Origin of the sequence: Geminocystis sp. (assembly GCF_041753295.1) — a bacterium.
GTDB lineage: Bacteria > Cyanobacteriota > Cyanobacteriia > Cyanobacteriales > Cyanobacteriaceae > Geminocystis.
This window is the reverse complement of the sequence record NZ_JBGSUU010000074.1, coordinates 1-20,216: the sequence shown is the minus strand read 5'-3', so window position 1 is coordinate 20,216 and position 20,216 is coordinate 1. Positions and strand designations below refer to the sequence as shown.

The 20,216-nt window shown below is 31.0% G+C and carries 20 protein-coding genes and 2 pseudogenes; 12 read left to right on the top strand and 10 right to left on the bottom strand.

Translation table 11 applies throughout. From position 1 onward, the window contains the following. Nucleotides 1-129: 129 nt before the first annotated feature. The 3 genes and pseudogenes from ACEW8E_RS08360 to ACEW8E_RS08350 form a co-directional block, all read left to right on the top strand. Nucleotides 130-363, top strand: a pseudogene (locus ACEW8E_RS08360) (cobaltochelatase subunit CobN); the annotation flags it as partial. Between the two features lie 52 nt (nt 364-415). Then, the gene (locus tag ACEW8E_RS08355; protein WP_373479883.1) at nt 416-631 is read left to right on the top strand and encodes a hypothetical protein; all 216 of its coding nucleotides are present in this window, start codon (nt 416-418) and stop codon (nt 629-631) included. Further along, a complete protein-coding gene (locus ACEW8E_RS08350) occupies nt 631-1,050 on the top strand; it encodes a putative toxin-antitoxin system toxin component, PIN family (RefSeq protein WP_373479882.1) in 420 nt (139 codons plus the stop codon). Before ACEW8E_RS08355 ends, ACEW8E_RS08350 begins: the two co-directional genes overlap by 1 nt. A gap of 24 nt (nt 1,051-1,074) precedes the next feature. Here ACEW8E_RS08350 and ACEW8E_RS08345 read toward each other — a convergent pair whose 3' ends face one another. Further along, entirely contained in the window at nt 1,075-1,497 is a 423-nt protein-coding gene (locus tag ACEW8E_RS08345; RefSeq protein ID WP_373479881.1) for a coiled-coil domain-containing protein, read from the bottom strand. A gap of 131 nt (nt 1,498-1,628) precedes the next feature. Here ACEW8E_RS08345 and ACEW8E_RS08340 point away from each other — a divergent pair, with 131 nt between their 5' ends. The 7 genes from ACEW8E_RS08340 to ACEW8E_RS08310 all read left to right on the top strand — a co-directional run bounded on the left by ACEW8E_RS08340 (nt 1,629) and on the right by ACEW8E_RS08310 (nt 4,808). Then, the gene (locus tag ACEW8E_RS08340) at nt 1,629-1,877 is read left to right on the top strand and encodes a DUF433 domain-containing protein (RefSeq protein WP_373479885.1); all 249 of its coding nucleotides are present in this window, start codon (nt 1,629-1,631) and stop codon (nt 1,875-1,877) included. Further along, entirely contained in the window at nt 1,874-2,245 is a 372-nt protein-coding gene (locus tag ACEW8E_RS08335; RefSeq protein WP_373479880.1) for a DUF5615 family PIN-like protein, read from the top strand. Before ACEW8E_RS08340 ends, ACEW8E_RS08335 begins: the two co-directional genes overlap by 4 nt. Nucleotides 2,246-2,607: 362 nt before the next feature. Beyond that, entirely contained in the window at nt 2,608-2,814 is a 207-nt protein-coding gene (locus ACEW8E_RS08330; RefSeq protein ID WP_373479879.1) for a hypothetical protein, read from the top strand. Between the two features lie 49 nt (nt 2,815-2,863). Next, complete coding sequence (locus ACEW8E_RS08325) at nt 2,864-3,082, top strand: type II toxin-antitoxin system YafQ family toxin (protein WP_373479884.1); 219 nt, start codon at nt 2,864-2,866, stop codon at nt 3,080-3,082. Nucleotides 3,083-3,098: 16 nt separating this feature from the next. Then, nucleotides 3,099-4,079, top strand: a complete 981-nt coding sequence (locus ACEW8E_RS08320; protein WP_373479878.1) for a DNA cytosine methyltransferase — start codon at nt 3,099-3,101, stop codon at nt 4,077-4,079. Next, a complete protein-coding gene (locus tag ACEW8E_RS08315) occupies nt 4,060-4,437 on the top strand; it encodes a nucleotidyltransferase family protein (RefSeq protein WP_373479877.1) in 378 nt (125 codons plus the stop codon). The genes ACEW8E_RS08320 and ACEW8E_RS08315 overlap by 20 nt, the downstream gene beginning before the upstream one ends. Continuing rightward, the gene (locus ACEW8E_RS08310; RefSeq protein WP_373479876.1) at nt 4,437-4,808 is read left to right on the top strand and encodes a hypothetical protein; all 372 of its coding nucleotides are present in this window, start codon (nt 4,437-4,439) and stop codon (nt 4,806-4,808) included. Before ACEW8E_RS08315 ends, ACEW8E_RS08310 begins: the two co-directional genes overlap by 1 nt. 192 nt (nt 4,809-5,000) lie before the next feature. Here ACEW8E_RS08310 and ACEW8E_RS08305 read toward each other — a convergent pair whose 3' ends face one another. Further along, on the bottom strand, nt 5,001-5,618 hold the full coding sequence (locus tag ACEW8E_RS08305) for a DUF4352 domain-containing protein (RefSeq protein ID WP_373479875.1): 618 nt from the start codon (nt 5,616-5,618) through the stop codon (nt 5,001-5,003). A 210-nt stretch (nt 5,619-5,828) separates the two neighbouring features. Here ACEW8E_RS08305 and ACEW8E_RS08300 point away from each other — a divergent pair, with 210 nt between their 5' ends. Continuing rightward, a complete protein-coding gene (locus ACEW8E_RS08300) occupies nt 5,829-6,344 on the top strand; it encodes a hypothetical protein (protein WP_373479874.1) in 516 nt (171 codons plus the stop codon). 207 nt (nt 6,345-6,551) lie between these two features. On the opposite strand, the gene ACEW8E_RS08295 is transcribed toward ACEW8E_RS08300, so the two are convergent. After that, the gene (locus ACEW8E_RS08295; protein WP_373479873.1) at nt 6,552-8,015 is read right to left on the bottom strand and encodes a carotenoid oxygenase family protein; all 1,464 of its coding nucleotides are present in this window, start codon (nt 8,013-8,015) and stop codon (nt 6,552-6,554) included. Between the two features lie 186 nt (nt 8,016-8,201). Beyond that, nucleotides 8,202-8,654: a hypothetical protein gene (locus tag ACEW8E_RS08290; RefSeq protein WP_373479872.1), complete on the bottom strand. Its 453-nt coding sequence runs from the start codon at nt 8,652-8,654 to the stop codon at nt 8,202-8,204. A 235-nt stretch (nt 8,655-8,889) separates the two neighbouring features. Between ACEW8E_RS08290 and ACEW8E_RS08285 the strand changes: the two genes are divergently transcribed. After that, a complete protein-coding gene (locus tag ACEW8E_RS08285; RefSeq protein WP_373479871.1) occupies nt 8,890-11,061 on the top strand; it encodes a WD40 repeat domain-containing protein in 2,172 nt (723 codons plus the stop codon). Here the strand turns inward: ACEW8E_RS08285 and ACEW8E_RS08280 are convergent. The 6 genes and pseudogenes from ACEW8E_RS08280 to ACEW8E_RS08255 all read right to left on the bottom strand — a co-directional run bounded on the left by ACEW8E_RS08280 (nt 11,048) and on the right by ACEW8E_RS08255 (nt 19,981). Beyond that, the gene (locus tag ACEW8E_RS08280; RefSeq protein WP_373479870.1) at nt 11,048-12,106 is read right to left on the bottom strand and encodes a glycosyltransferase family 4 protein; all 1,059 of its coding nucleotides are present in this window, start codon (nt 12,104-12,106) and stop codon (nt 11,048-11,050) included. The genes ACEW8E_RS08285 and ACEW8E_RS08280 overlap by 14 nt on opposite strands. 410 nt (nt 12,107-12,516) lie before the next feature. Beyond that, the gene (locus tag ACEW8E_RS08275) at nt 12,517-14,034 is read right to left on the bottom strand and encodes a cryptochrome/photolyase family protein (RefSeq protein WP_373479869.1); all 1,518 of its coding nucleotides are present in this window, start codon (nt 14,032-14,034) and stop codon (nt 12,517-12,519) included. 49 nt (nt 14,035-14,083) lie between these two features. Then, nucleotides 14,084-14,275 (bottom strand): hypothetical protein, encoded by a 192-nt coding sequence (locus ACEW8E_RS08270; RefSeq protein ID WP_373479868.1) that lies wholly within the window; start codon nt 14,273-14,275, stop codon nt 14,084-14,086. Nucleotides 14,276-14,491: 216 nt separating this feature from the next. Further along, nucleotides 14,492-16,276 (bottom strand): annotated as a pseudogene (gene aspS, locus ACEW8E_RS08265) (aspartate--tRNA ligase). 284 nt (nt 16,277-16,560) lie between these two features. Further along, on the bottom strand, nt 16,561-18,126 hold the full coding sequence (locus ACEW8E_RS08260; protein WP_373479867.1) for an NAD(P)H-quinone oxidoreductase subunit N: 1,566 nt from the start codon (nt 18,124-18,126) through the stop codon (nt 16,561-16,563). 430 nt (nt 18,127-18,556) lie between these two features. Then, complete coding sequence (locus ACEW8E_RS08255; protein ID WP_373479866.1) at nt 18,557-19,981, bottom strand: calcium-binding protein; 1,425 nt, start codon at nt 19,979-19,981, stop codon at nt 18,557-18,559. Nucleotides 19,982-20,216 lie beyond the last annotated feature (235 nt).

The window sequence follows — 20,216 nt, the reverse complement described above, 5'->3', positions numbered from 1 at the left end:
GATGATTTTGCTTTCCTTTTTTAATTCCATTTTTGTGAATATGTTTAGACCCGCACTCTGGACATTGTATCATTTTTTTATTTTTGATAATTTGACCCCTTTATCTAAAAATCATACCTTAATTCAGCAACGCCGGATTTTACTGATAATTGGGTATATGATCAAGCAGTTGATACTTATGTATTAGATCAAGCCATGGCGAATAAGTTAAGGGAAGCGAATCCCGAAGCCTTCCGTAATATTGTGGGGAGGATGTTGGAGGCGAATGGGCGCGGTTTTTGGGATGCGGATGAGGAGAAATTAGAGAAAATCAAAAGTCTTTATGAGATGACGGAGGATGAATTGGAGGGGGTTACGCTATGATAAAATCTGAATATATTATGATTTATTCTCAAGAATTATTAGGAGGTATTTTATGTCGATCGCAGATTTAATTAAAGCAGAAATTGATAACATTCCTGAAGATAAACTAGCGGAATTATATCAATATATTAAAAAATTAGCAAAACCAGAAAAAAACCTAAATAATTTATGGCAAAAAATAGATGAATTAGGAGAAGATGAAGATCAATTATCAATGGAAGAAATTGTATCTCTAGCAAAAGAAGTTAGAGAAAACAAGACTAAATAATGAAACTTTTATTAGATACAAATATTTGGATTTCTGGATTATTGTGGGGCGGAGTGCCTCGTGAAATAATTAGTTTAACAGAAAATAATTTAGCGAGTATTTATATATCTAATTCTTTATTAAAAGAGTTAGAAGATACTTTAACAAAATCAAAGTTACAGAAAAGATTAAAACAGCTAAACTATTCAGAAAAAGATTTGATAGATAACATAAAATCTGTCACCATATTATGTCAACATCTGTCAATATTAGAAGTGAAAGAATTAAGAGATTTAAAGGATAAAATAGTTTTAGAAGCTGGTTTATCTATTCCAGTAGATTTCATTATTACTGGTGATTTAGACTTGTTAGTTTTAGATTCTTTTCGAGGTATTAAAATTCTAAATCCTAATGATTTTAAGTTAACAATCTTATCCTAAAAATATTAATCACTCATTTTGTTTCTATTTTCTAGCTTCTAAAAAATAATCCAACTCATTGCGTATTTTTTTTGCTTCATCTCTAAATTGTTGAACTTGACTTTCTAATTTTCTTAGCTGTTTATTTGTTGTATTTATCTCATTTTCTTTACTGTTAATTTCTTGTTCTTTTTTACTTAATTTTTCTTGCAAAATATTTATCTTTTCTCTTATTTGACTAATATTACCTTTCTCAACTATTGAAACTAGCTCATTTTTTGATATGCCTGTATTTTTAATAAAGTTTATTATCTTGTTTAAACATTTTAAATTAGAAACTAAAAACTGATTTTGAAATATATACGCAAATTTAACAGTATTATCAATAGTAACTTTTTCATTGTCAATAAGATATATCAGATCTTTTATTGTTTCCCAATTATTGATTATTTCCTGATTGTTTAACAAATTTAAAAGTGTTTCTTCTAGTATATTATGATTAGATAAAAATTGAATATGTCCTTCATTTTAATAAGTAATAAAAAGTCGCTATTGATTGATTATAATAAAATATTGTGACCGCAATTAAATAGAAGATGATGGAAAATACAAAAGTTATTTTAGGAAGAATCACCTTTAACCCTGAAATCATGGGGGGAAGGGCTTGTATTCGAGGAATGCGCATTACAGTGGCTTTAGTGCTAAAATTATTAGCTAGTGATATGTTGATCGAAGAAATTTTAAGAGAGTATCCTGACTTAGAATTAGAGGATATTCAAGCCTCCCTTAACTATGCCTCCTTGTTAGCCGATGAAAAAATCTATAGTTTTGAGGAGAAAGTAGCATGAAATTCTTAGGTGATATGGGAGTTTCTCAAACTGTCATCAATACTTTGCGAAATGATGGTTATGATGCCATACATCTTCGAGATGAAGGTTTACAAACACTCCCAGATGACAATATTATTCTGAAGGCAAAAGATGAAGGAAGAATAATTCTCACCTTCGATTTAGATTTTGGGGAATTGTTAGCTTTTAGCGGTGATTCTTTGCCAAGTGTGATTATTTTTAGATTGGAAAAAGCTAATCCTGATTATGTTTTATCTAAATTAAATCCTGTTTTAGAAGAATGTCAAAATATCCTAGAAGATGGGGCAATTATTACTATCAAAGATAAGAATTATCGTGTGCGATATTTACCCGTAAAAAATGAATAAATATTGAGTTATTTAATATTAAAATTATTAGAAAGTGATATATTTATTAGGTATATTTTATGACTATTGCAGATTTAATAAAGGCAGAAATCGACACTTTTTCCGAAGAATTACAATTATTATTACTCGATTTTATTGAATTATAAAAAAAACGGTATCCCTCATTAAAAAGCGAAAATATAGATTTAGATATTACTGATAAAATAGATGAAGAATCTTTTATTGGAATGTGGAAAGATAGAGAAAATATGGAAAATAGCCGTGAATGGATAAGACACATTAGAAAATAAGAATAGTATTAATTAAATGAGATACAAGCTATAATAGTAACCATTTAATCAATCAGGTAATTATTAAATAATATGACTTTTAGTGACGTAGTGGAAGCAGTTAAAAAACTATCTAATGAAGAAAAAAATGAGATAAAATCACTCATTGAACATTATTTAATCGAAGATAAAAGAGAAAAAATTTATCATAATTATTTAATTAGTAAAGAAAACCATAAAAAAGGTAAATTATACTTTTCTTCAGACATAGATGAGTTAATGGAGTCTTTAGAAAATTAATGTTAGAAATAAGTTTTGATGAATCCTTTAAACGAGTATATAAAAAAGGATTAAAGGTAATATAAATTTAGAAATAAAATTTAGAAATAAACTAGAAATATTTAAAAATAATCCCTTTGATTCAAGATTAAAAACTCATAAATTATCAGGAAAACTCAAAGATTTATGGAGTTTTAGTATTGAATATGATCAAAGAGTAGTTTTTTATTTCATTGATACAGATAAAATTGTATTTATTGATATAGGAAATCATGATCAAGTTTACTAAAATTTAAAATAATTTAATGTTAACAGGGTTCAAATTTATTGATTTATTTGCAGGAATTGGCGGTTTTCATCAAGCATTAAGTTATTATGGTGCTAAGTGTGTTTTTGCTTCCGAATGGGATAAACATTGTCAGGAAATTTACTTAAAAAACTACGGAATTTTACCTGAAGGAGATATAACTAAAATTCCCGAAAATAAGATTCCTAGTCATGATATTTTATGTGCAGGTTTTCCTTGTCAAGCCTTTAGTATTTCTGGAAAACAATTAGGATTTAATGATACTAGGGGTACTTTATTTTTTGATATAGTCAGAATTGCTAAATATCATCAACCGTCATTACTAATCTTAGAAAATGTGAAAAATTTTGCTAAACATGATGAGGGAAAAACTTTAAAAGTTGTTGAAAATACTTTGCATGAGATTGGTTATGATGTTTTTTATCAAGTCTTGAATGCTTCTAATTTTGGTGTACCTCAAAAGAGAGAAAGAATCTATATTTTAGGTTTTAGAAAAGATTTAAACGTTAAAAAGTTTATTTTTCCTAATAGTTATGGTAAAGCAAAAAGTTTGATAGATTTTTGTTTAGATGATTCAGACACTAAAGATTTTATTATTAATAGAAGTGATATAAAAATTAAGGAAAATTTAGATATAACTAGAGATATTTTAGGTAATTATCCACAAAAACCCATTAGAATTGGTACGATTAATAAAGGTGGGCAAGGTGAAAGAATTTATCATCAATTTGGTCATGCTATCACCTTATCAGCTTATGGTGGAGGTATTGGGGCTAAGACTGGTATTTATTTAATTAATGGTAAAATTAGGAAATTAGCACCGAGAGAATGTGCCAGAATCATGGGTTTTCCTGATAGTTTTATTCTCAGTAATAGTAATAATATTGCTTATAAACAATTCGGGAATAGTGTGGTGGCTAATGTAATACGATCTATTGTTGAAACATTTAAAAAAAATTATGACAATCTTAACATCTGAAAGAAAACAAGAAATTATTAATGAGGTTTTATTACAAAGAAAAAATCATAATCACTTTTTGGAATTGATGAAAAAAAGGCAAATAAAGGTATTAGAAATAGCTCAAAGATGTGCAGATTTTCTTAAATCTAAATATGGAGTAACAAAAGTAGTTTTATTTGGCTCTTCATTAAATTATAAAACCATGAATGATAACTCAGATATTGATTTAGCCGTGTGGAATTTATCAGAAAAAGACTATTTTCAAGCCATAGGTTTTTTATTAGAAATTGCCGAATATTTCACCATTGATTTAGTAGAAATACAATACGCAAAACCTTATATTTTAGAGTCTATTAATGAAGGAATAGAGTTATAATGAATTTGTCGAATAAAATTGATTTAGAGTTGGATAAATTACGCCAATTAGTTGATAAAATAGAGCAATTATTAGAATTAATTAATAGGAATAAAAATATTATTTATCAAGAAGGCTTAGTTAGTGGTTTAGCTTTATATTTAGAAAATTTTTATATGGGAATAGAGCGAATATTATCCTTAATAAGTAAAGAAATAGATGGCTCAATTCCATCAGGACAAAGTTGGCATATACAATTATTGAATAGAATGTTAGTAGATATTCCTTCTGTACGTTGTGCAGTTATTTCTCCAACAACTTACCAACTACTTAATGAATTTAGAGGTTTTCGTCATGTGGTAAGAAATTTATATGCTTATGATTTAAACTGAGAAAGAATAATTGATTTAGGGAGAAAACTTAAAAATTGTTATGATAATTTTCACAAGGATATAAAAACATTTATAGTTCAATAATTTTTATTTTCATGATATTTTTGCTTTAGGAATTTATTTTCCCCATCGCAGATATTTCGATTTTGATAGAAGTTTCTACAATGAGTTAGTTATAAATTCAAGAATAAGTTAAAATTTTGCGGTGGCATCCTTAAAAAGACCATAATTAAATTTTAAGGTATGATAATCTGATTGATCTCCCATATCAAACACTAACCATCCTGTTGTTTCGCCATTTTCTGCAACTTCTCTTGAGGAGATTATACTAACACCTGGTTTTATTGTAAAAAATTGTGATTTTGCGGTACTATTTTTATCATCTGTCAAGAAAAACTTATCTGATGAAACTTGTAAAAAGGGAATTTCATGATTTTTCACCGTTACTTTAACATAAACCGTTGAATTTTCTTGAAACCATTTATTGATTTCTAATTCAACAGGATTTTGAAATATCTCGATAAATGAATCATCTTTTTTAGCGGGTGCGGATTTTTGATGCTCAATTTTAGTTTGATTTGCTATTTGAGGAGGTGTTTTAGCTGTAACTGGTGCTGGGAAAAAGAAAAACCAAATTGCCAGAAATGGTGCTAGACATAATTTTAATAATCCTATTACAATACCCCATAAAAATCCTAATACACCGATTACAAAATTCCACAGAAAGATAAATATACCTAAAATAAATGAGATGATTGATAAGATAAAATTCCAAATACCTCCAATAATACCGCCGATAAAGCTAAACATAAATTTTTCTCTTCATGAAATAATGGTGAATGTATATCTCTTTTAAATATTTGTACTTTGATTGAGATACTTTTTGTCTTGCAATTCTAAAATGTTTAGTAAAATACTTCAATCGGTTAAAAACGGATTTAAACGGGAGTTTTAAAAAAACTTTTAAAAAAAACGGATTATGTAGGATAATAACGGAAAATCACTAATTTTCAAGTTTAAATGATGGTTGTCGTTATGAGTGATAAGGAATTAATTGATTATTTAGATCATTTGTTATTTAATGAGATAGGAAAGCATCTTGATAATTTGCAATTGTCTATTTTAAAAGGTGTTTTGAAGGGACAAAAATATTCAGATATTGCAGAAGAATATTCATGTACAACAGGTCATGCCAGAGATAAAGGTTCTGAGTTATTAAAAATTCTTTCAGAGGCGTTAGGAGAAGATATAAATAAGTCGAATTTTAAAGCAACAATCGAAAGATTAGGCTTTTCAAATGTTCAGTCTCCTATTATAGGAAATAAAGTGAAAGTTAGGAATATTAATCTTTGCTCTAATAATGAAAAAACTGAGAAAAAGGATATAAAAAAGAAAGAAAATCAGCAAAATAATTTAGACTTAAAAATAAAGATAAAAACTATTAAAAAATTAAAAGAATTAGGGTTAACAAATCAGCAAATTGCGGAGGCTTTAGACTTATCAATAGAAGAGATAGAAAACGGAATAATTGGATAAAATATAGTAAAAAAATAAAGATTTATTAAGATAAAAAATTAACTTATTAAAGAGTTTTTATTACAAAGAAAAAGAATAATTTAAGTGAAGATAGAATAAATTATCACGAAAATATACTTAATATTAAAAATAAATTGATAGCTTTCCTAATGACAGGAATTTTATCAACTTATTAGAGAAAAATTAGTTTTTCATGGTGATTAAGTTTTATTTTGTTTTCCAACTACCATGTAATCCGTAGGGGATATGATGACGTAAATGTAATATTGCTACGGGGTGAGAAATATCTTTACCATCAAAAATAACTAAATCTGAGCGATGATGACTAGAATCATAGATTAAATCTAATATCCAAGCGTCATCTTCTGATTGTGGATTATTTTTAGGTATAAATACGGGCTCACCAGCAAAGCCTTTCGGAGCAAAAGAATATAATTGTTGTTCATTAGTGACTAAATCTAGTTTCAGTAATGCTTGTAAAGGTGCATTTTGGTTAGCACTATCAGTAGCACCAATAAAAACATAGCGATATTCACGTCCCACATTTTCAGGATTAACATAAGGGAATTCGACGCAACGGGGATTAATTAATTCTTTCGACACTTGTTTTGTGGTTAGATTAATTTTAAAGCGCCATAGTTGCCCCGGTGCTAATTTCTCGAAATCAACTTCTTTATAATTGGCATCAGATTGAATTTGCGTTAACTCTGCGTAACAAATGGAATCTACCACAATTTCGTTATTATTGACTTCAAAAGCATTGCTATGATGAAAAATAAATCCAGCTTCTGTTTCTAAAGTAATAACATCTTGATGAGGTGCGTTACGAGGAATTAAAATAATTTTTGTGGGTTGATTACTTTGAAAATTGACGCATTCTCCAGCGCCTCGAAAACCGAAAATAAAAGGAAAAGGGTTATAAGTAGTAGGATTTTGAAAAAAGATGCAATAGTTAGGAGTAATCACAAAATCGTGAATAAAAGAAAATCCGGGGGTAATATGACTATATTGAGCTAAAATTTTCCCTAATTCATTAAATTCATATACTGTAATAGTACTAGAAAGTCCGGGTTTTACGCCGAAATTAACTAAAGACGGTTTACCATCATTATAAGGTGAATGAGGATCTATTCTAGGATGGGCGGAAAAAACATCCCCACTTCCTAAAATACCGTCTAAATCATCTAAACCGATAGTCTCTAAATTTTCGGGATTTAAACGATAAGGGTGCGCGGCTTCCCATAAAGCTAATAATTTATTTCCCCAATAGATAACATTAGTATTAGCAATATTTTTTACTCGAATATCAAATAAGTTAGCTAACCACCCTGATGGTTTTTGACTGCCAAATACACCACGATAAAGCATTTTACCTGCTTTTTGTTCTTCTAAATATTCTTTTGTTTTGACAAAACTATTGCGAAAAAAACAGCGTCCATTTTCAAAGGTAAAAGCGCAAATCATACCATCGCCATCAAAAGGATGTTGTAAAGGAGTACCATGAACATCTAATAAACCAGGTCCGTTACGATATAGTGTACCAGATAAGTCCAATGGTATTTCTCCTTCAATGTCATCAATCCCATATTCAAACTCTTGGGGTTGAGACTCATAACCTTGTTGCCAATCTTTTAAAGAGTAAGATTTTGAGGTTGTTTCTAACTGTTGCATGGTATTTTTGTAAAATAACTTAATAATTATTAATATTTCTTTACTAATTATAAGTTACCTAACCATAAATCATTTATAATTCATGATCAAAAATCTTATCCACAAAAAAAAGTTTTATTAAAAAGTGTTTGATGGAATAGGGATATAGAAGAAATACTTATGAATTTAACTCTCAAATTCTAATAGTTAGTAGAGAAAAATTGCTCCTGTGGGTTGTAAATTAAAGGTACGATTTCCTAAACTAACATTTTCTATCTGTTTAACTGTTAATTCTACCGTGTTGTCTGAGGTTACTTCTACAAAATATTTTAAACTAATTCTGGAACTATTGGGAATCTTAGAATCAGGATAGATAACGATATAAGTAGGAGGTTGAATATTTTTAAGGATACTTTTTCCATCTACTTCTATTACTGTAGGCTCTAAACTAGCATCAGTCAAGGCATAGTTTAAAGCAAATCCAGTTTCATTGATAATGTTGATACTAATAGGTTTGTTTATATCTACCCTAGCCACAGGTTGCCAAAATCCGGGTTGAAAAGTTTCCGCTGGTGGATCTTGGGTTTGTGCCATAACTGGTATCATAGCTAGGTTAGCGCCAATTAAAACTAAAGAAGAAAATACGATAGATTTAAACATGATTTAATTAATTTTTAATCAGGATAAGATAGTATCAAGAGTTTTTGGGGTTTAAAGCCCATATTTCTAGCACAAGTTTATATTCTCTTATTTTACACTTTTCTTATTAAAGTATTAAATGACAAACAATACTCAAGCAAACAAAAATTAAGAATGATTATGCTCAATTTTAAACTTAGATATTAAGGATATTTTGACTTATAATTATTTTAAGAACTACATTGGATTAAATTTCATGGATGCTGAGAAATTAAAAAAGTTAGAAGAAAAACTTTACAATGAAACTCCTTTAATTGGCGATCGCATAAGACAACAAGGAGCGAAAGAATTAATCCAAGAAAGAAGTGTACAAACCATAACAATACTAACTAAATCCTTAATCTTTAGCAAGGATAAAAATCTGCGAAACTTAATTTTAAGTACATTACGCAACATAAAAATGTCAGAGAAAGAGTTAATAGATGTAGTTTGTTTAGTCTGGGCGCAAAATAGAGATGCAGAATTAAGTAAATTGTTAAAACTAAAAGGTTGGGTAGCTTCTTCTCCCCTAGAATTAAGACTTTTAACGGCGGTTAATTTAGGTTGGCAAGGAATTATTGAAGAACAAAGTAATGGTATTGTGTCATTATTACTATCATTACTTCATGACGAAGATACCTTTATTCAACAAACAGCGAAAGAATGGTTAATGTCTTTGAAGACTTCCCAATTACAAGAGGAAGTTTGTCGTTTAGCCAGTGAAGAAAATAATCAAGATGCCTTAGAAGTAGCTACTGTTTGCGGTTATACTCCTAGTGAACCATCTCAAGCTGCACTATTTTGCTATTTTACTCAACAATGGGATAAATATCAAGAAGTAGATCCTCATTACAAATTCTTAGAGGAGATATATTATAACGCATCAGAAGAATTAAAAAATCGTCTTGATAATCACGGAAAAGTTTATAAACGTTTAGAGTGGTTATGGATGCTTTTAGGGGGGAAAGAAGGCAGAAGAATCTCCATAATTAATTTATCTCAATGGGAAACTATTATTGATGTTTTAGCTAATGGTAAACATGGGGAAACTATTTGGTTATTAGTGAAGTTTATACCCATAATTTTTGCGAAAACCATTGTTAAAAGATTAGAGAATATTCGTTTTGATAATCCAGAAGACAAAAGCAAATTTAATGAATATAGTAAAATCCTTAAAAGTATTAAAACAAAAACTCCACCTCAAGGTAAATTAATTCGTTGTATTCATACTCTTACAGGACATACTCAAAGTATCAAAGCCATTGTGGTAACTCCTGATGGTAAAACTTTAATTAGCGTAGGAGACGATATTATTCGCCTTTGGGATATAAATGAAGGAAAATTAATTCATGGGCTAAAAGGACATTTGAAAGGAGTTACAAGCATTTGTTTAAGTAAAGACGGGAAAATTTTAGCTAGTGGTAGTCGTGATAAAACTATTTCTATATGGCGTTTACCTGATGGAAATTTAATCAGTAATTTATCAGCAAATGTGGCTTCAGTGTGGTCATTAGCTATGACAGGAGATGGTAAAATGATCGCTAGTGGTAGTTATCAAGAAGTTCGTTTATGGCAATATCCCCCCGGAAAATTATACAAAAATTTGCGTGGACATCAACGGGAAGTGGAGAAAGTAATTATCAGTGATGATGATACTCTTTTAATATCTGCTGGAGGGAAAAAAGATAATAGTATCAGAGTTTATTCTTTACCTATTGGAGATCATAAATATACTTTAACAGGTCATGACGATGGTATTTGGGATTTAGCCATAAGTCCTGATAATCAAATTTTGGCTAGTGCTAGTCAAGATCATACCATAAAATTATGGTCATTATCTAAAGTTACAGAAATCGCTACACTAAAAGATCATCAAGGGAAAATTTGGTGTTTAGCTATCACTCCTGACGGAAAAACTTTAGTTAGTGGTAGTGAAGATAATACCGTAAAATTATGGAAATTATCCACGGGAGAATTACAAAAAACTTTAATCGGTCATGAAGATGCAATATTCTGCTTAACTATTAGTCATGATGGGCTTTTGTTAGCTACTGGAAGTAAAGATAACACTATTAAGTTATGGAATCTTAATACGGGAGAAAATGTCGCAGTTTTGACAGGACATCAAGATAGTATTACTGCACTACATATAACTTCTGACGGTGAAACTTTAATTAGTGGAAGTGGCGATCGCACATTAAAAATATGGCGTTGGGATTTATCTCGTCTTTGCAATATTCCTATTTCAATGATAAATAAAGAGGATCAAAAATGGATCAAAAATGCTCTCAATAGCGAGAATATAAGTATTGAAGAGCGTAATTGGTTAATGTTGTTAGAAAAAGTCATTTTAATGAAAAACGAAGATATAAAAGCTAATTTTTCCTAACTAATTTTAGCCACTTTTCAAAACCATCACCCCAGACAGGCAAAGAATATTTTTGTTGTGCATATTCTCGACAATCTTGACGATTAATTTCGGAAATACGACTAATGGCAGAAACTAATCCCTCGATACTATCAGGAGTAACTAAAAAACCTGTTTTTTCATGGATAATGATTTCAGAAGGACCACCTCTAGCATAACTAATCACAGGGACACCACAGGCTAAGGCTTCGATAGCAACATTTCCAAAGGCTTCTATCCAACGAGGAGTCATTAATAAGGCTTGACAGTAACCTAATTCTTTTTGTAAATCAATAGTAGAAAGAAAACCTTTATATTCTATAGGTGCATTAGGATGTTGTTGAAGAATATTTTGCCAGTAATCTTCGTCTTGAATTTTGCCAAAAATTAGTAACGGAATTTGAGATATTTGTGAGGCTTTAACGGCATCTTCTAAGGCTTTTTCTGGTGCAATTCTACCTAACCATGCCAATTTTTTCTCTGGTTTTTCTCTAAATTCATATAATGATAAATCAATACCACTCCCTAAATGTTGACAAATATCTGAAAAAGGGAAAGTTTGTGCTTGAGAAGGAGTATAAACGCCAAAATTGTGGGGATATTTTTTAGCAGTTTCGGTCATAATTTGATCTAAACTATCGGATAATGATCCCATACTAATAAAATGAGCGATAGGAGTATCAAAAAATGAAGTAAGGTAAAAAGGTAGCCAATCAAAAGCAAAGTTTATTAATACATCATAATCAGATTGTATTTTTCGAGCATATTCCCACATATTAGCTAAGACAGAATTTTCTGGCATAACCGTAGGAATATCACGACTTTGAGTTTGAGCAGGAATATGTAAATTACCTTCTATTTCTATTATATCCGCATTATCAAAAAATGAACCTTTGGGTGCAATTACTTTTACAAGATGGTTACGTTTTTGCATCTCGTGAATAAGATTATATATTGTTAATTCTACGCCGCCGCCGATACCTGAACTTAATGCACCTACAGAAGTAGATAAAATTAATATTTTCATTTGTTATTCTTGGGAATATATATTAATAAATAAGGTTAATTATACTATAATAATAGTCTTTAACTTTTGAAAAAAAAACTATAAAATAAAGAAAATTAACAATAACTTTAGCATTTTTAATTAATATTTTACCTTTAAATAATGATTTAAAATCTATTTCATAAATCTCCCATTAGGCTTTGCTAAAAAAGTATGAGTGATGAAGTTAGAAGATAGAAGACAGGAGACAGGAGAAATCAAGATTTTGATGCTATTATATATACAATGATTATAGTCGTATTTAATAAAGATAAGGTAAAAAGTGTTCACTTGAGAAATAAAAATCCTCAAAACTTCGCACTTTTTTGTTAATGTAGTGTTTCTAAACAGTTAATTTTAATATTCTTCTGATTTCCATGCACAAACTATAATTAGGTATTAATTTTATGGTTTAAATTTAGCTGTTTTAAATATTTAATTTTTTCCCATGTTTCAGGAGATATTTTTTCAAGATGTTTTAACACTAAATTCATTCTTCCTTGAGATTTTAATTTATCTTCATGACGATGTAAAAAATCCCAATATAAATAATTAAAAGGACAAGCATTTTCTGTACTTTTTTCTTTATAATTATACTGACAATTAGTGCAATAATCACTCATTTTATGAATATAATTAGCAGAAGAAGCATAGGGTTTAGAAGCTAAAATACCTCCATCGGCAAATTGCCCCATGCCTAATACATTAGTTTGCATTACCCAATCATAAGCATCAATATAAACACTATGAAACCAGTCTTCTAAGGCTTGAGGAGAAATTCCTGCAATTAAACCATAATTACTTAATATCATTAATCTTTGAATATGATGGGCATAACCAGTATTTTCCGTTTGTTTTAAGACTTGATTTAAGCAATTCATTTTTGTTTTACTACTATCCCAAAAAAAGTCAGGCAAAGGTTGTTGATGGTTAAAATAATTACCTTGAAAATAGTCTTCTTCTACATAGTGATAAATTCCATACATATATTCTCTCCATCCTAAAATTTGACGAATAAATCCTTCTACAGAATTTAAAGGTAAATTATCATCAAAATAAGTTTTTTCTACCGCTTTTATTACTTCTAAAGGTTGTAATAATCCAATGTTTAAATAAGGAGAAATTAAACTATGCCACATAAATTCTTGATTAGTTATCATGGCATCTTGATATTTACCAAATTTTTCTAAACAGTTATTAATAAAATTATTTAATACTTTTAACGCATCTTTTCTTGTTACTGCCCAACTAAAGTTATCACTTTTACCATAGGTATTAATATTTAATTTTTTTACTTTTTCTTTAACTTCTAAGGTGATATTATCAGGAGGAAAAAATAATGTTTTCGGAGGAGATAAATTCTTCTTTGGCGGTTGTCTATTTTCTTTATCTAAATTCCATTTTCCTCCTATGGGTTGATTATTTTCAGTTAGTAATATGTGCCATTTTTTACGACTTTCTCGATAAAAATCTTCTAATATTAATCTTTTTCTTGATTTTGCCCATTGTTGAAATTCCTCTGGTTGCCACAAAAAATTATTGTTAGGATAAAATTTTATTTGACAAGGTAAATTCCATGCTTTTATTAACTTTAAAAATGGGCGATCGCATGGTAACATTAGTCTTAATTGAGTGATATTATTTTCTTGTATCCATGCAGTTAAAATGGATAAAAAATCTAAACCAATTTTATAGTCAATATTATAATTTTCAGCTTGTAACTGTTGAGCAAAATGTCTCATAGCTGACCAAATAAAAATTAACTTTTGTTGATGATAACATCTTTGTTGGACAAAATTAAGTGATTCAATAAAAATTATTTTTGCGGACAATTTTTCAGTTAAAATACTATTTAAAGCCGTATTTTCATGACTTAATTGATTCCCTAAAATCCAAATACCGATACTCATAATAATTATTAATTTTTAAAATTGAAATTATGCTTTTGTGGTAGATAATTCAGCATTTAGATTGAAGCCTTAAAGAAGCAATCAAGGCAAATGTGCCACCAGTTAAGCCGATTAATAACCATAAAAGAAAAGAATAACCTTTTATGTCAGCGACAATACCAGCACATAAACCAATAAAACAATGTAATAACATTAAAACAAAAATAAAATTAGCATCAAGATTAATGAAAATTTCAGACATAAAAAAGATTTTTTAAAGGATCTGGTGGTATAATTTAATTTAGAGCTTTTAGCTTTTAATTGTCAACTGTCAACTGTCAACTGTCAAAATCAGAGAATTTGAGTTTTTTGTTAATTTTCGGACAATCAGCTCAAGTTCTTTGTTTTTATCTTATGATTACAAAAAAGATGACTGTGGGCAATGCCCACTGGGGAGAAATAAAAAGCAAAAACTAATTTACTTACCTTTATAAGTTGAAGCTATATATAACTCTTTAAGTTGTTTACTATCAACTTGTGCTGGTGCTTCAGTTAATAAGCAACTGGCTTGTTGAGTTTTTGGAAAAGCAATCACATCTCTAATAGAATTTTCTTTCGCTAATAACATTACCATACGATCTAATCCATAGGCAATACCTCCATGAGGTGGTGTGCCATATTCAAAAGCCTCTAGTAAAAAGCCGAATTTATTTTTAGCTTCTTCTTCTGATAAACCAATAGTAGCAAAAACTTTTTCTTGGATTTCTCTTTGATAAATTCTTAAACTTCCTCCTCCGATTTCGATTCCATTTAACACTAAATCATAAGCCAACGCCCGTGCATTTGCTAAGTCATGTAAGTCGTTAGGATTTGGTGCAGTGAAAGGATGATGTAAGGCTTCAAGACGTTTTTCATCAGCATTCTACTCAAACATGGGAAATTCTGTTACCCAAACCAAGTTAAATTTATCTTCATCAATTAACCCTAATTGTTCACCTATAACTAATCTTAAGCGATCAAGAGATTTATTGACAGTAATTGTGTCTCCTGCACTAAATAATAGTAAATGCCCGGGTTTTGCACCAGTTTTATCTAATAATATCTGTTTTTGCTCAGAAGTTAGGTTATCTTTAATCGCGCCGATGGTGTCAATTTCGCCATTTTCTCTTACTCTAATATAAGCAATACCCTTCGCACCAGCAATAGTTGCCTCGGTGAATAAATCCCCTCCCGGTTTTATCCTCACATTGGAAATTTTATCGTTACCGTCTGGGATGGGTAATACCTTTACTTTTCCACCGCTAGAAATAGCTGAAGCAAATACTTTAAACCCTGAATCTTTCATGATGTCTGATACATCCACTAATTTTAACTCAAAACGGGTATCTGGGCGATCGCTACCATACTGATTCATTGCTTCTGCGTAGGTTAAACGGGGGAAAGGACGGGGTAAATCAATATTTTTGACGTTTTTGAATATATGACAGATTAAAGCCTCGTTAAGCTCAATTATCTCGTTTTCTGACATGAAACTCATTTCCATATCAAGTTGAGTAAATTCAGGTTGTCTATCGGCGCGTAAATCTTCATCTCTGAAACATCGTGCAATCTGATAATAGCGATCAAATCCAGACACCATCAACAATTGCTTAAATAACTGAGGTGATTGAGGTAAAGCATACCATTGCCCTTCATTTACCCTAGAAGGCACAAGATAATCTCTAGCACCTTCGGGAGTAGAACGAGTTAAGATAGGAGTTTCAATCTCCATGAAATTCTGATTATCTTCAAGAAAACGACGCATGGCTTTAACTACTTGATGACGTAACTGTAAATTACGACTCATGCGCTCTCGTCTTAAATCTAAGTAGCGATATTTAAGCCTTAAATCTTCCCTAACGTTTTCATCTTCAATGGTGGAAACTTGGAAGGGTAACTGTTTAGCAACGGCGTTAAGTAAAGTTATTTCTGTGGCATAAATTTCGATTTCCCCACTAGGTAACTTAGAATTAAGGGATTCAGGAGGGCGCTGTGATACTTTACCCGTGATTTTTACTACATATTCATTGCGCAAACTTTCGGCATTTTGGTATGATTCAGGGGTACGAATTGGATCGCTGACTATTTGTACTACACCAGAACGATCACGCAAGTCGATAAAGATAACACCACCATGATCTCTTCTTCGATCAACCCAACCGTAAACAGTTACAATTTTATCTAAATGTTCAAGGCGTAAATCGCCACAATAATTAGTTCTCATAAATAAGTTATTTTTTATACCATTATCAATATACAGTTTTTCGACTCTTCCACAAAGGGATTAGGAGTTAGGAGATAAAAGGAAACGGGGAGTTAGGAGTTAGAAGATAAAAGGAAACTGGGAGTTAGAAGTTAGAAGTTAGAAGTTAGAAGTTAGAAATAATGTTGAATAGTATCTATAAATTCATTATTTAAAACCTAAAACCTGATACCTAATACCTAAAACCTAAAACCTAAAACCTGATACCTAAAACCTAAAACCCAAAACCTAAAACCTAAAACCTTTTATAAAACAGTTTTTACATCAGTAACAGACATATTATTAATACTGGCTTTAGTCATAGAGGCTTTTAAGACAACACTACTACTGACAGATTCATTGGCAATATTAACGATGGGGTTAGATAAAATGCCGAGTATAGAAGTGGCGACGAGTAAAAACACGATAGCAACTTGAATGGGGCGCATTCCGGGCATATTCCAACGAATGGGAGTATATTTTTTCACTACTTCTGACATCTCATGAGGTTCTTTTACTACCATCATTTTTACTACCCGAATATAGTAGTAAATGGAAATGACGCTAGTAACTAAAGCTACTAATACTAAGCCATAAAGTCCTGATTGCCAACCTGCCCAGAAAATGTAAATTTTGCCAAAAAACCCAGCTAAAGGGGGAATACCGCCTAAAGAGAGCAAACATAGGCTTAATCCGAGAGTTAATAGGGGATCTTTTTGATATAATCCTGCATAATCACTAATTTTATCAGTTCCAGTTCTTAAGGCAAAGAGAATGACACAGGCAAATGCCCCTAAATTCATGAATAGGTAAAGAAACAGGTAAAATATCATACTAGAATAACCAGCTTGACTACTAGCCACAAAACCAATCATCACAAAACCTGCTTGACCGATGGAAGAATATGCTAACATCCGTTTCATGCTAGTTTGGGCTAAAGCTACCACGTTACCTAATATCATACTTAGAATTGCTAAGGCAGTAAAGATAAAATGCCATTGTTCGGTTACAGGGGCGAACGCTGTTACTAATAAACGAATAGCGATGGCAAAACCAGCCGCTTTTGAGCCGACAGATAAGAAAGCAACTACAGGAGTAGGTGAACCTTCATATACGTCAGGAGTCCACTGGTGAAAAGGTACAGCAGAAATTTTAAAAGCAATACCAGCGATGACAAAAACTAAAGCAACGGCTAAGCCAAGAGACTCTAAACCTTCTCCTTGTTTTAAAGTAGCGGAAATACTATTAATATCAGTCAACCCTCCTGAAAGTCCATATAGTAAAGATGAACCATAAAGGAAAATGGCTGAACTAGCCGCACCGATTAATAAATATTTCAAAGCCGCTTCATTAGATCGAGGATCTCGCTTCATATAACCTGTTAGTAAATAAGAGGAAATACTAAGCATCTCTAAAGAAACGAAAATCATCACTAATTCCGATGCACCAGACAAAAACATTCCCCCTAAAGTAGCGGTTAACATGATACCGATAAATTCGGCTAGAGAAGTGCCTGTATTTTCAATATAAGCGATAGATAATAAAATAGTGATAGCCGTAGAAAGGGCAATAATGCCTCTAAAGACAATACTAAGATTATCGGTGGTAAAAGAACCTAAAAAAGAGGTAGGATTAGGATTATCCCAACCGTAGAATAAAGCAACAACGGAAGCTAGTAAACCTGCAATGGCAAAATAAGGCAACCATGACTTAGATTTACGCCCAAAAATTAAATCCCCAATTAATACTAATAATAGAGTAACGATGACGATGGCTTCGGGAAGAATAGCCGTTGCATTCAATTGACTACCAATTTGACTAGAAAAATCCATAATTAATCAATGTAATAAGTCTCAATAGTCAATCTTACCTGAAAATATCTGTATTCAATCTAAATATTGAGCTTGTTTAACTTATTTTGATTTTGTACTTCTTTTGAACTAAAGCTATTAGTAAAGATAAGATAGAATAGAGAATAATTAATTATTACAACCCTTCATGATACTGATTGTTGTTGACATTCTCCCGTAACCAAATCAAAGATTATGGAGAAGAATTTTAACTTCACCCCCCAACTTATCAGCTAAACTTTATTTATAGCTTAGTTTTCAAAAACAGTTTTATAACTAAATTTGAAAAAAGAATTTTATAATTAGTATATTCCATCTAAATATTGAACTTATTTAAGGTAAAGGAATATTTATGAACCTAATCAACCAAAAGGGGAAAAAATCCCCAATTATATGTATAAGTTTTTTTTTATTAAACAACGAGAATATCTTGATTAGTTAATGCCAATCCAGTATTTAAAGTAGCGATTTGAACTGCTGCGGTTGCACCGCTACCATCTACATCAAAGAAAAAACCGCCACTACCAGAATTGTAGAAGAAACGTTGAGTAGAAGTAGTTGCCGATGAACCAATTTTAAATCGAGTAGTGGGTAAAATACCAACCACTAAACCACCGCCAAAACCGACACCACGAATGGCAATAGTATCATTAACTACGGAAAAATCTGTAATTCGATCAATTTTTTCTGATGATGAATTAAAACGGAAAGTGTCATTACCAGTACCTCCAGTAAGGCTATCATTACCAGCTCCACCAATAATGGTATCGTTACCACCACCACCAATAATGGTATCATTGCCAACACCACCACTTAATGTGTTTGATCCATTATTACCCGTGATACGGTTATTTAAGGTATTACCAGTACCGTTTCTATTTCCATTACCCGTTAAAGTAAGGTTTTCTTGATTAGCACCTAAAGTATAATTAACGGAACTATTAACTAAATCAACCCCTTGATTAGCACCTTCAGTTACAACATCTAGTATATTATCAACAAAATAAGTATCATTACTACCTCCACCTACAAGGGTATCTCGACCAGTGCCGCCATTTAAGATATTGACTCCTATATTACCCGTGATGCGATTACTTAAATTATTACCCGTACCATTAATACTAGCTCCTCCTGTTAAAGTAAGGTTTTCTTGATTAGCACCTAAAGTATAAGTAACAGAACTATTAACTAAATCAACCCCTTGATTAAAACCTTCCGTTACAACATCCCCTAAGTTATCAACAAAATAGGTATCGTTACCAACTCCACCATTTAAAGAATCTGCTCCTGTACGGCCATTTAAAACATCTGTACCAGCACCTCCCGAAAGAATATTATTAACGTTATTACCATTAATGCTATCGCTTCCTGCCGTACCAATAACGTTGAGGAAGTTAATTATAGTAAAACTGGGATTGCTTAAACCTGCACCATTGACGGTTAAATTATTACTCCCTAAATTTACGTTTATATTAATAGTCGGATCAAGTATCTCAGAAGTATCAATGGTATTTGCTAGTCCGAAAGTACCAATAATTCTTTCAATACTGTTAAGATTGTCTTCTCCTAATCCCCCTCCTTTTATAAGTATTCCCGTAGGTTTAAGAGTGATTGCTTGTCCTAAAGAACTATAATCAGCAGTGTCAGTACCAGTATCTCCATTGATAATATCATTACCAGCACTGCCAATAAAAATATTAGCAATGGGAGTACCATTAAGAACGTTATCTCCAGCATCTCCAGTGAAAACATTAGGCGTTAAATTTAATGTTAGCTGAATATTCCCCCTAGAAGCACCAAAACCATCTACGGCAATTTGATAAGTAGTTCCTGCCACTGCATTAAAAGTTACTAAGCTATCATTACCTTCCCCTGCATCATCATCACTAGCAATAAAAGTTAAAGCATCTACTGAAAAACCTGTATAAATGCCGGCGTTGCTGAATTAAGGTATGATTTTTAGATAAAGGGGTCAAATTATCAAAAATAAAAAAATGATACAATGTCCAGAGTGCGGGTCTAAACATATTCACAAAAATGGAATTAAAAAAGGAAAGCAAAATCATCTTTGT

Bases quoted from the DNA above. Each gene is read 5' to 3' on its own strand.
- ACEW8E_RS08355 (WP_373479883.1), top strand. From the start codon at position 416: ATGTCGATCGCAGATTTAATTAAAGCAGAAATTGATAACATTCCTGAA.
- ACEW8E_RS08350 (WP_373479882.1), top strand. From the start codon at position 631: ATGAAACTTTTATTAGATACAAATATTTGGATTTCTGGATTATTGTGG.
- ACEW8E_RS08340 (WP_373479885.1), top strand. From the start codon at position 1,629: ATGGAAAATACAAAAGTTATTTTAGGAAGAATCACCTTTAACCCTGAA.
- ACEW8E_RS08335 (WP_373479880.1), top strand. From the start codon at position 1,874: ATGAAATTCTTAGGTGATATGGGAGTTTCTCAAACTGTCATCAATACT.
- ACEW8E_RS08330 (WP_373479879.1), top strand. From the start codon at position 2,608: ATGACTTTTAGTGACGTAGTGGAAGCAGTTAAAAAACTATCTAATGAA.
- ACEW8E_RS08320 (WP_373479878.1), top strand. From the start codon at position 3,099: ATGTTAACAGGGTTCAAATTTATTGATTTATTTGCAGGAATTGGCGGT.
- ACEW8E_RS08315 (WP_373479877.1), top strand. From the start codon at position 4,060: ATGACAATCTTAACATCTGAAAGAAAACAAGAAATTATTAATGAGGTT.
- ACEW8E_RS08310 (WP_373479876.1), top strand. From the start codon at position 4,437: ATGAATTTGTCGAATAAAATTGATTTAGAGTTGGATAAATTACGCCAA.
- ACEW8E_RS08305 (WP_373479875.1), bottom strand. From the start codon at position 5,618: ATGTTTAGCTTTATCGGCGGTATTATTGGAGGTATTTGGAATTTTATC.
- ACEW8E_RS08300 (WP_373479874.1), top strand. From the start codon at position 5,829: ATGATGGTTGTCGTTATGAGTGATAAGGAATTAATTGATTATTTAGAT.
- ACEW8E_RS08295 (WP_373479873.1), bottom strand. From the start codon at position 8,015: ATGCAACAGTTAGAAACAACCTCAAAATCTTACTCTTTAAAAGATTGG.
- ACEW8E_RS08290 (WP_373479872.1), bottom strand. From the start codon at position 8,654: ATGTTTAAATCTATCGTATTTTCTTCTTTAGTTTTAATTGGCGCTAAC.
- ACEW8E_RS08285 (WP_373479871.1), top strand. From the start codon at position 8,890: ATGGATGCTGAGAAATTAAAAAAGTTAGAAGAAAAACTTTACAATGAA.
- ACEW8E_RS08280 (WP_373479870.1), bottom strand. From the start codon at position 12,106: ATGAAAATATTAATTTTATCTACTTCTGTAGGTGCATTAAGTTCAGGT.
- ACEW8E_RS08275 (WP_373479869.1), bottom strand. From the start codon at position 14,034: ATGAGTATCGGTATTTGGATTTTAGGGAATCAATTAAGTCATGAAAAT.
- ACEW8E_RS08270 (WP_373479868.1), bottom strand. From the start codon at position 14,275: ATGTCTGAAATTTTCATTAATCTTGATGCTAATTTTATTTTTGTTTTA.
- ACEW8E_RS08260 (WP_373479867.1), bottom strand. From the start codon at position 18,126: ATGGATTTTTCTAGTCAAATTGGTAGTCAATTGAATGCAACGGCTATT.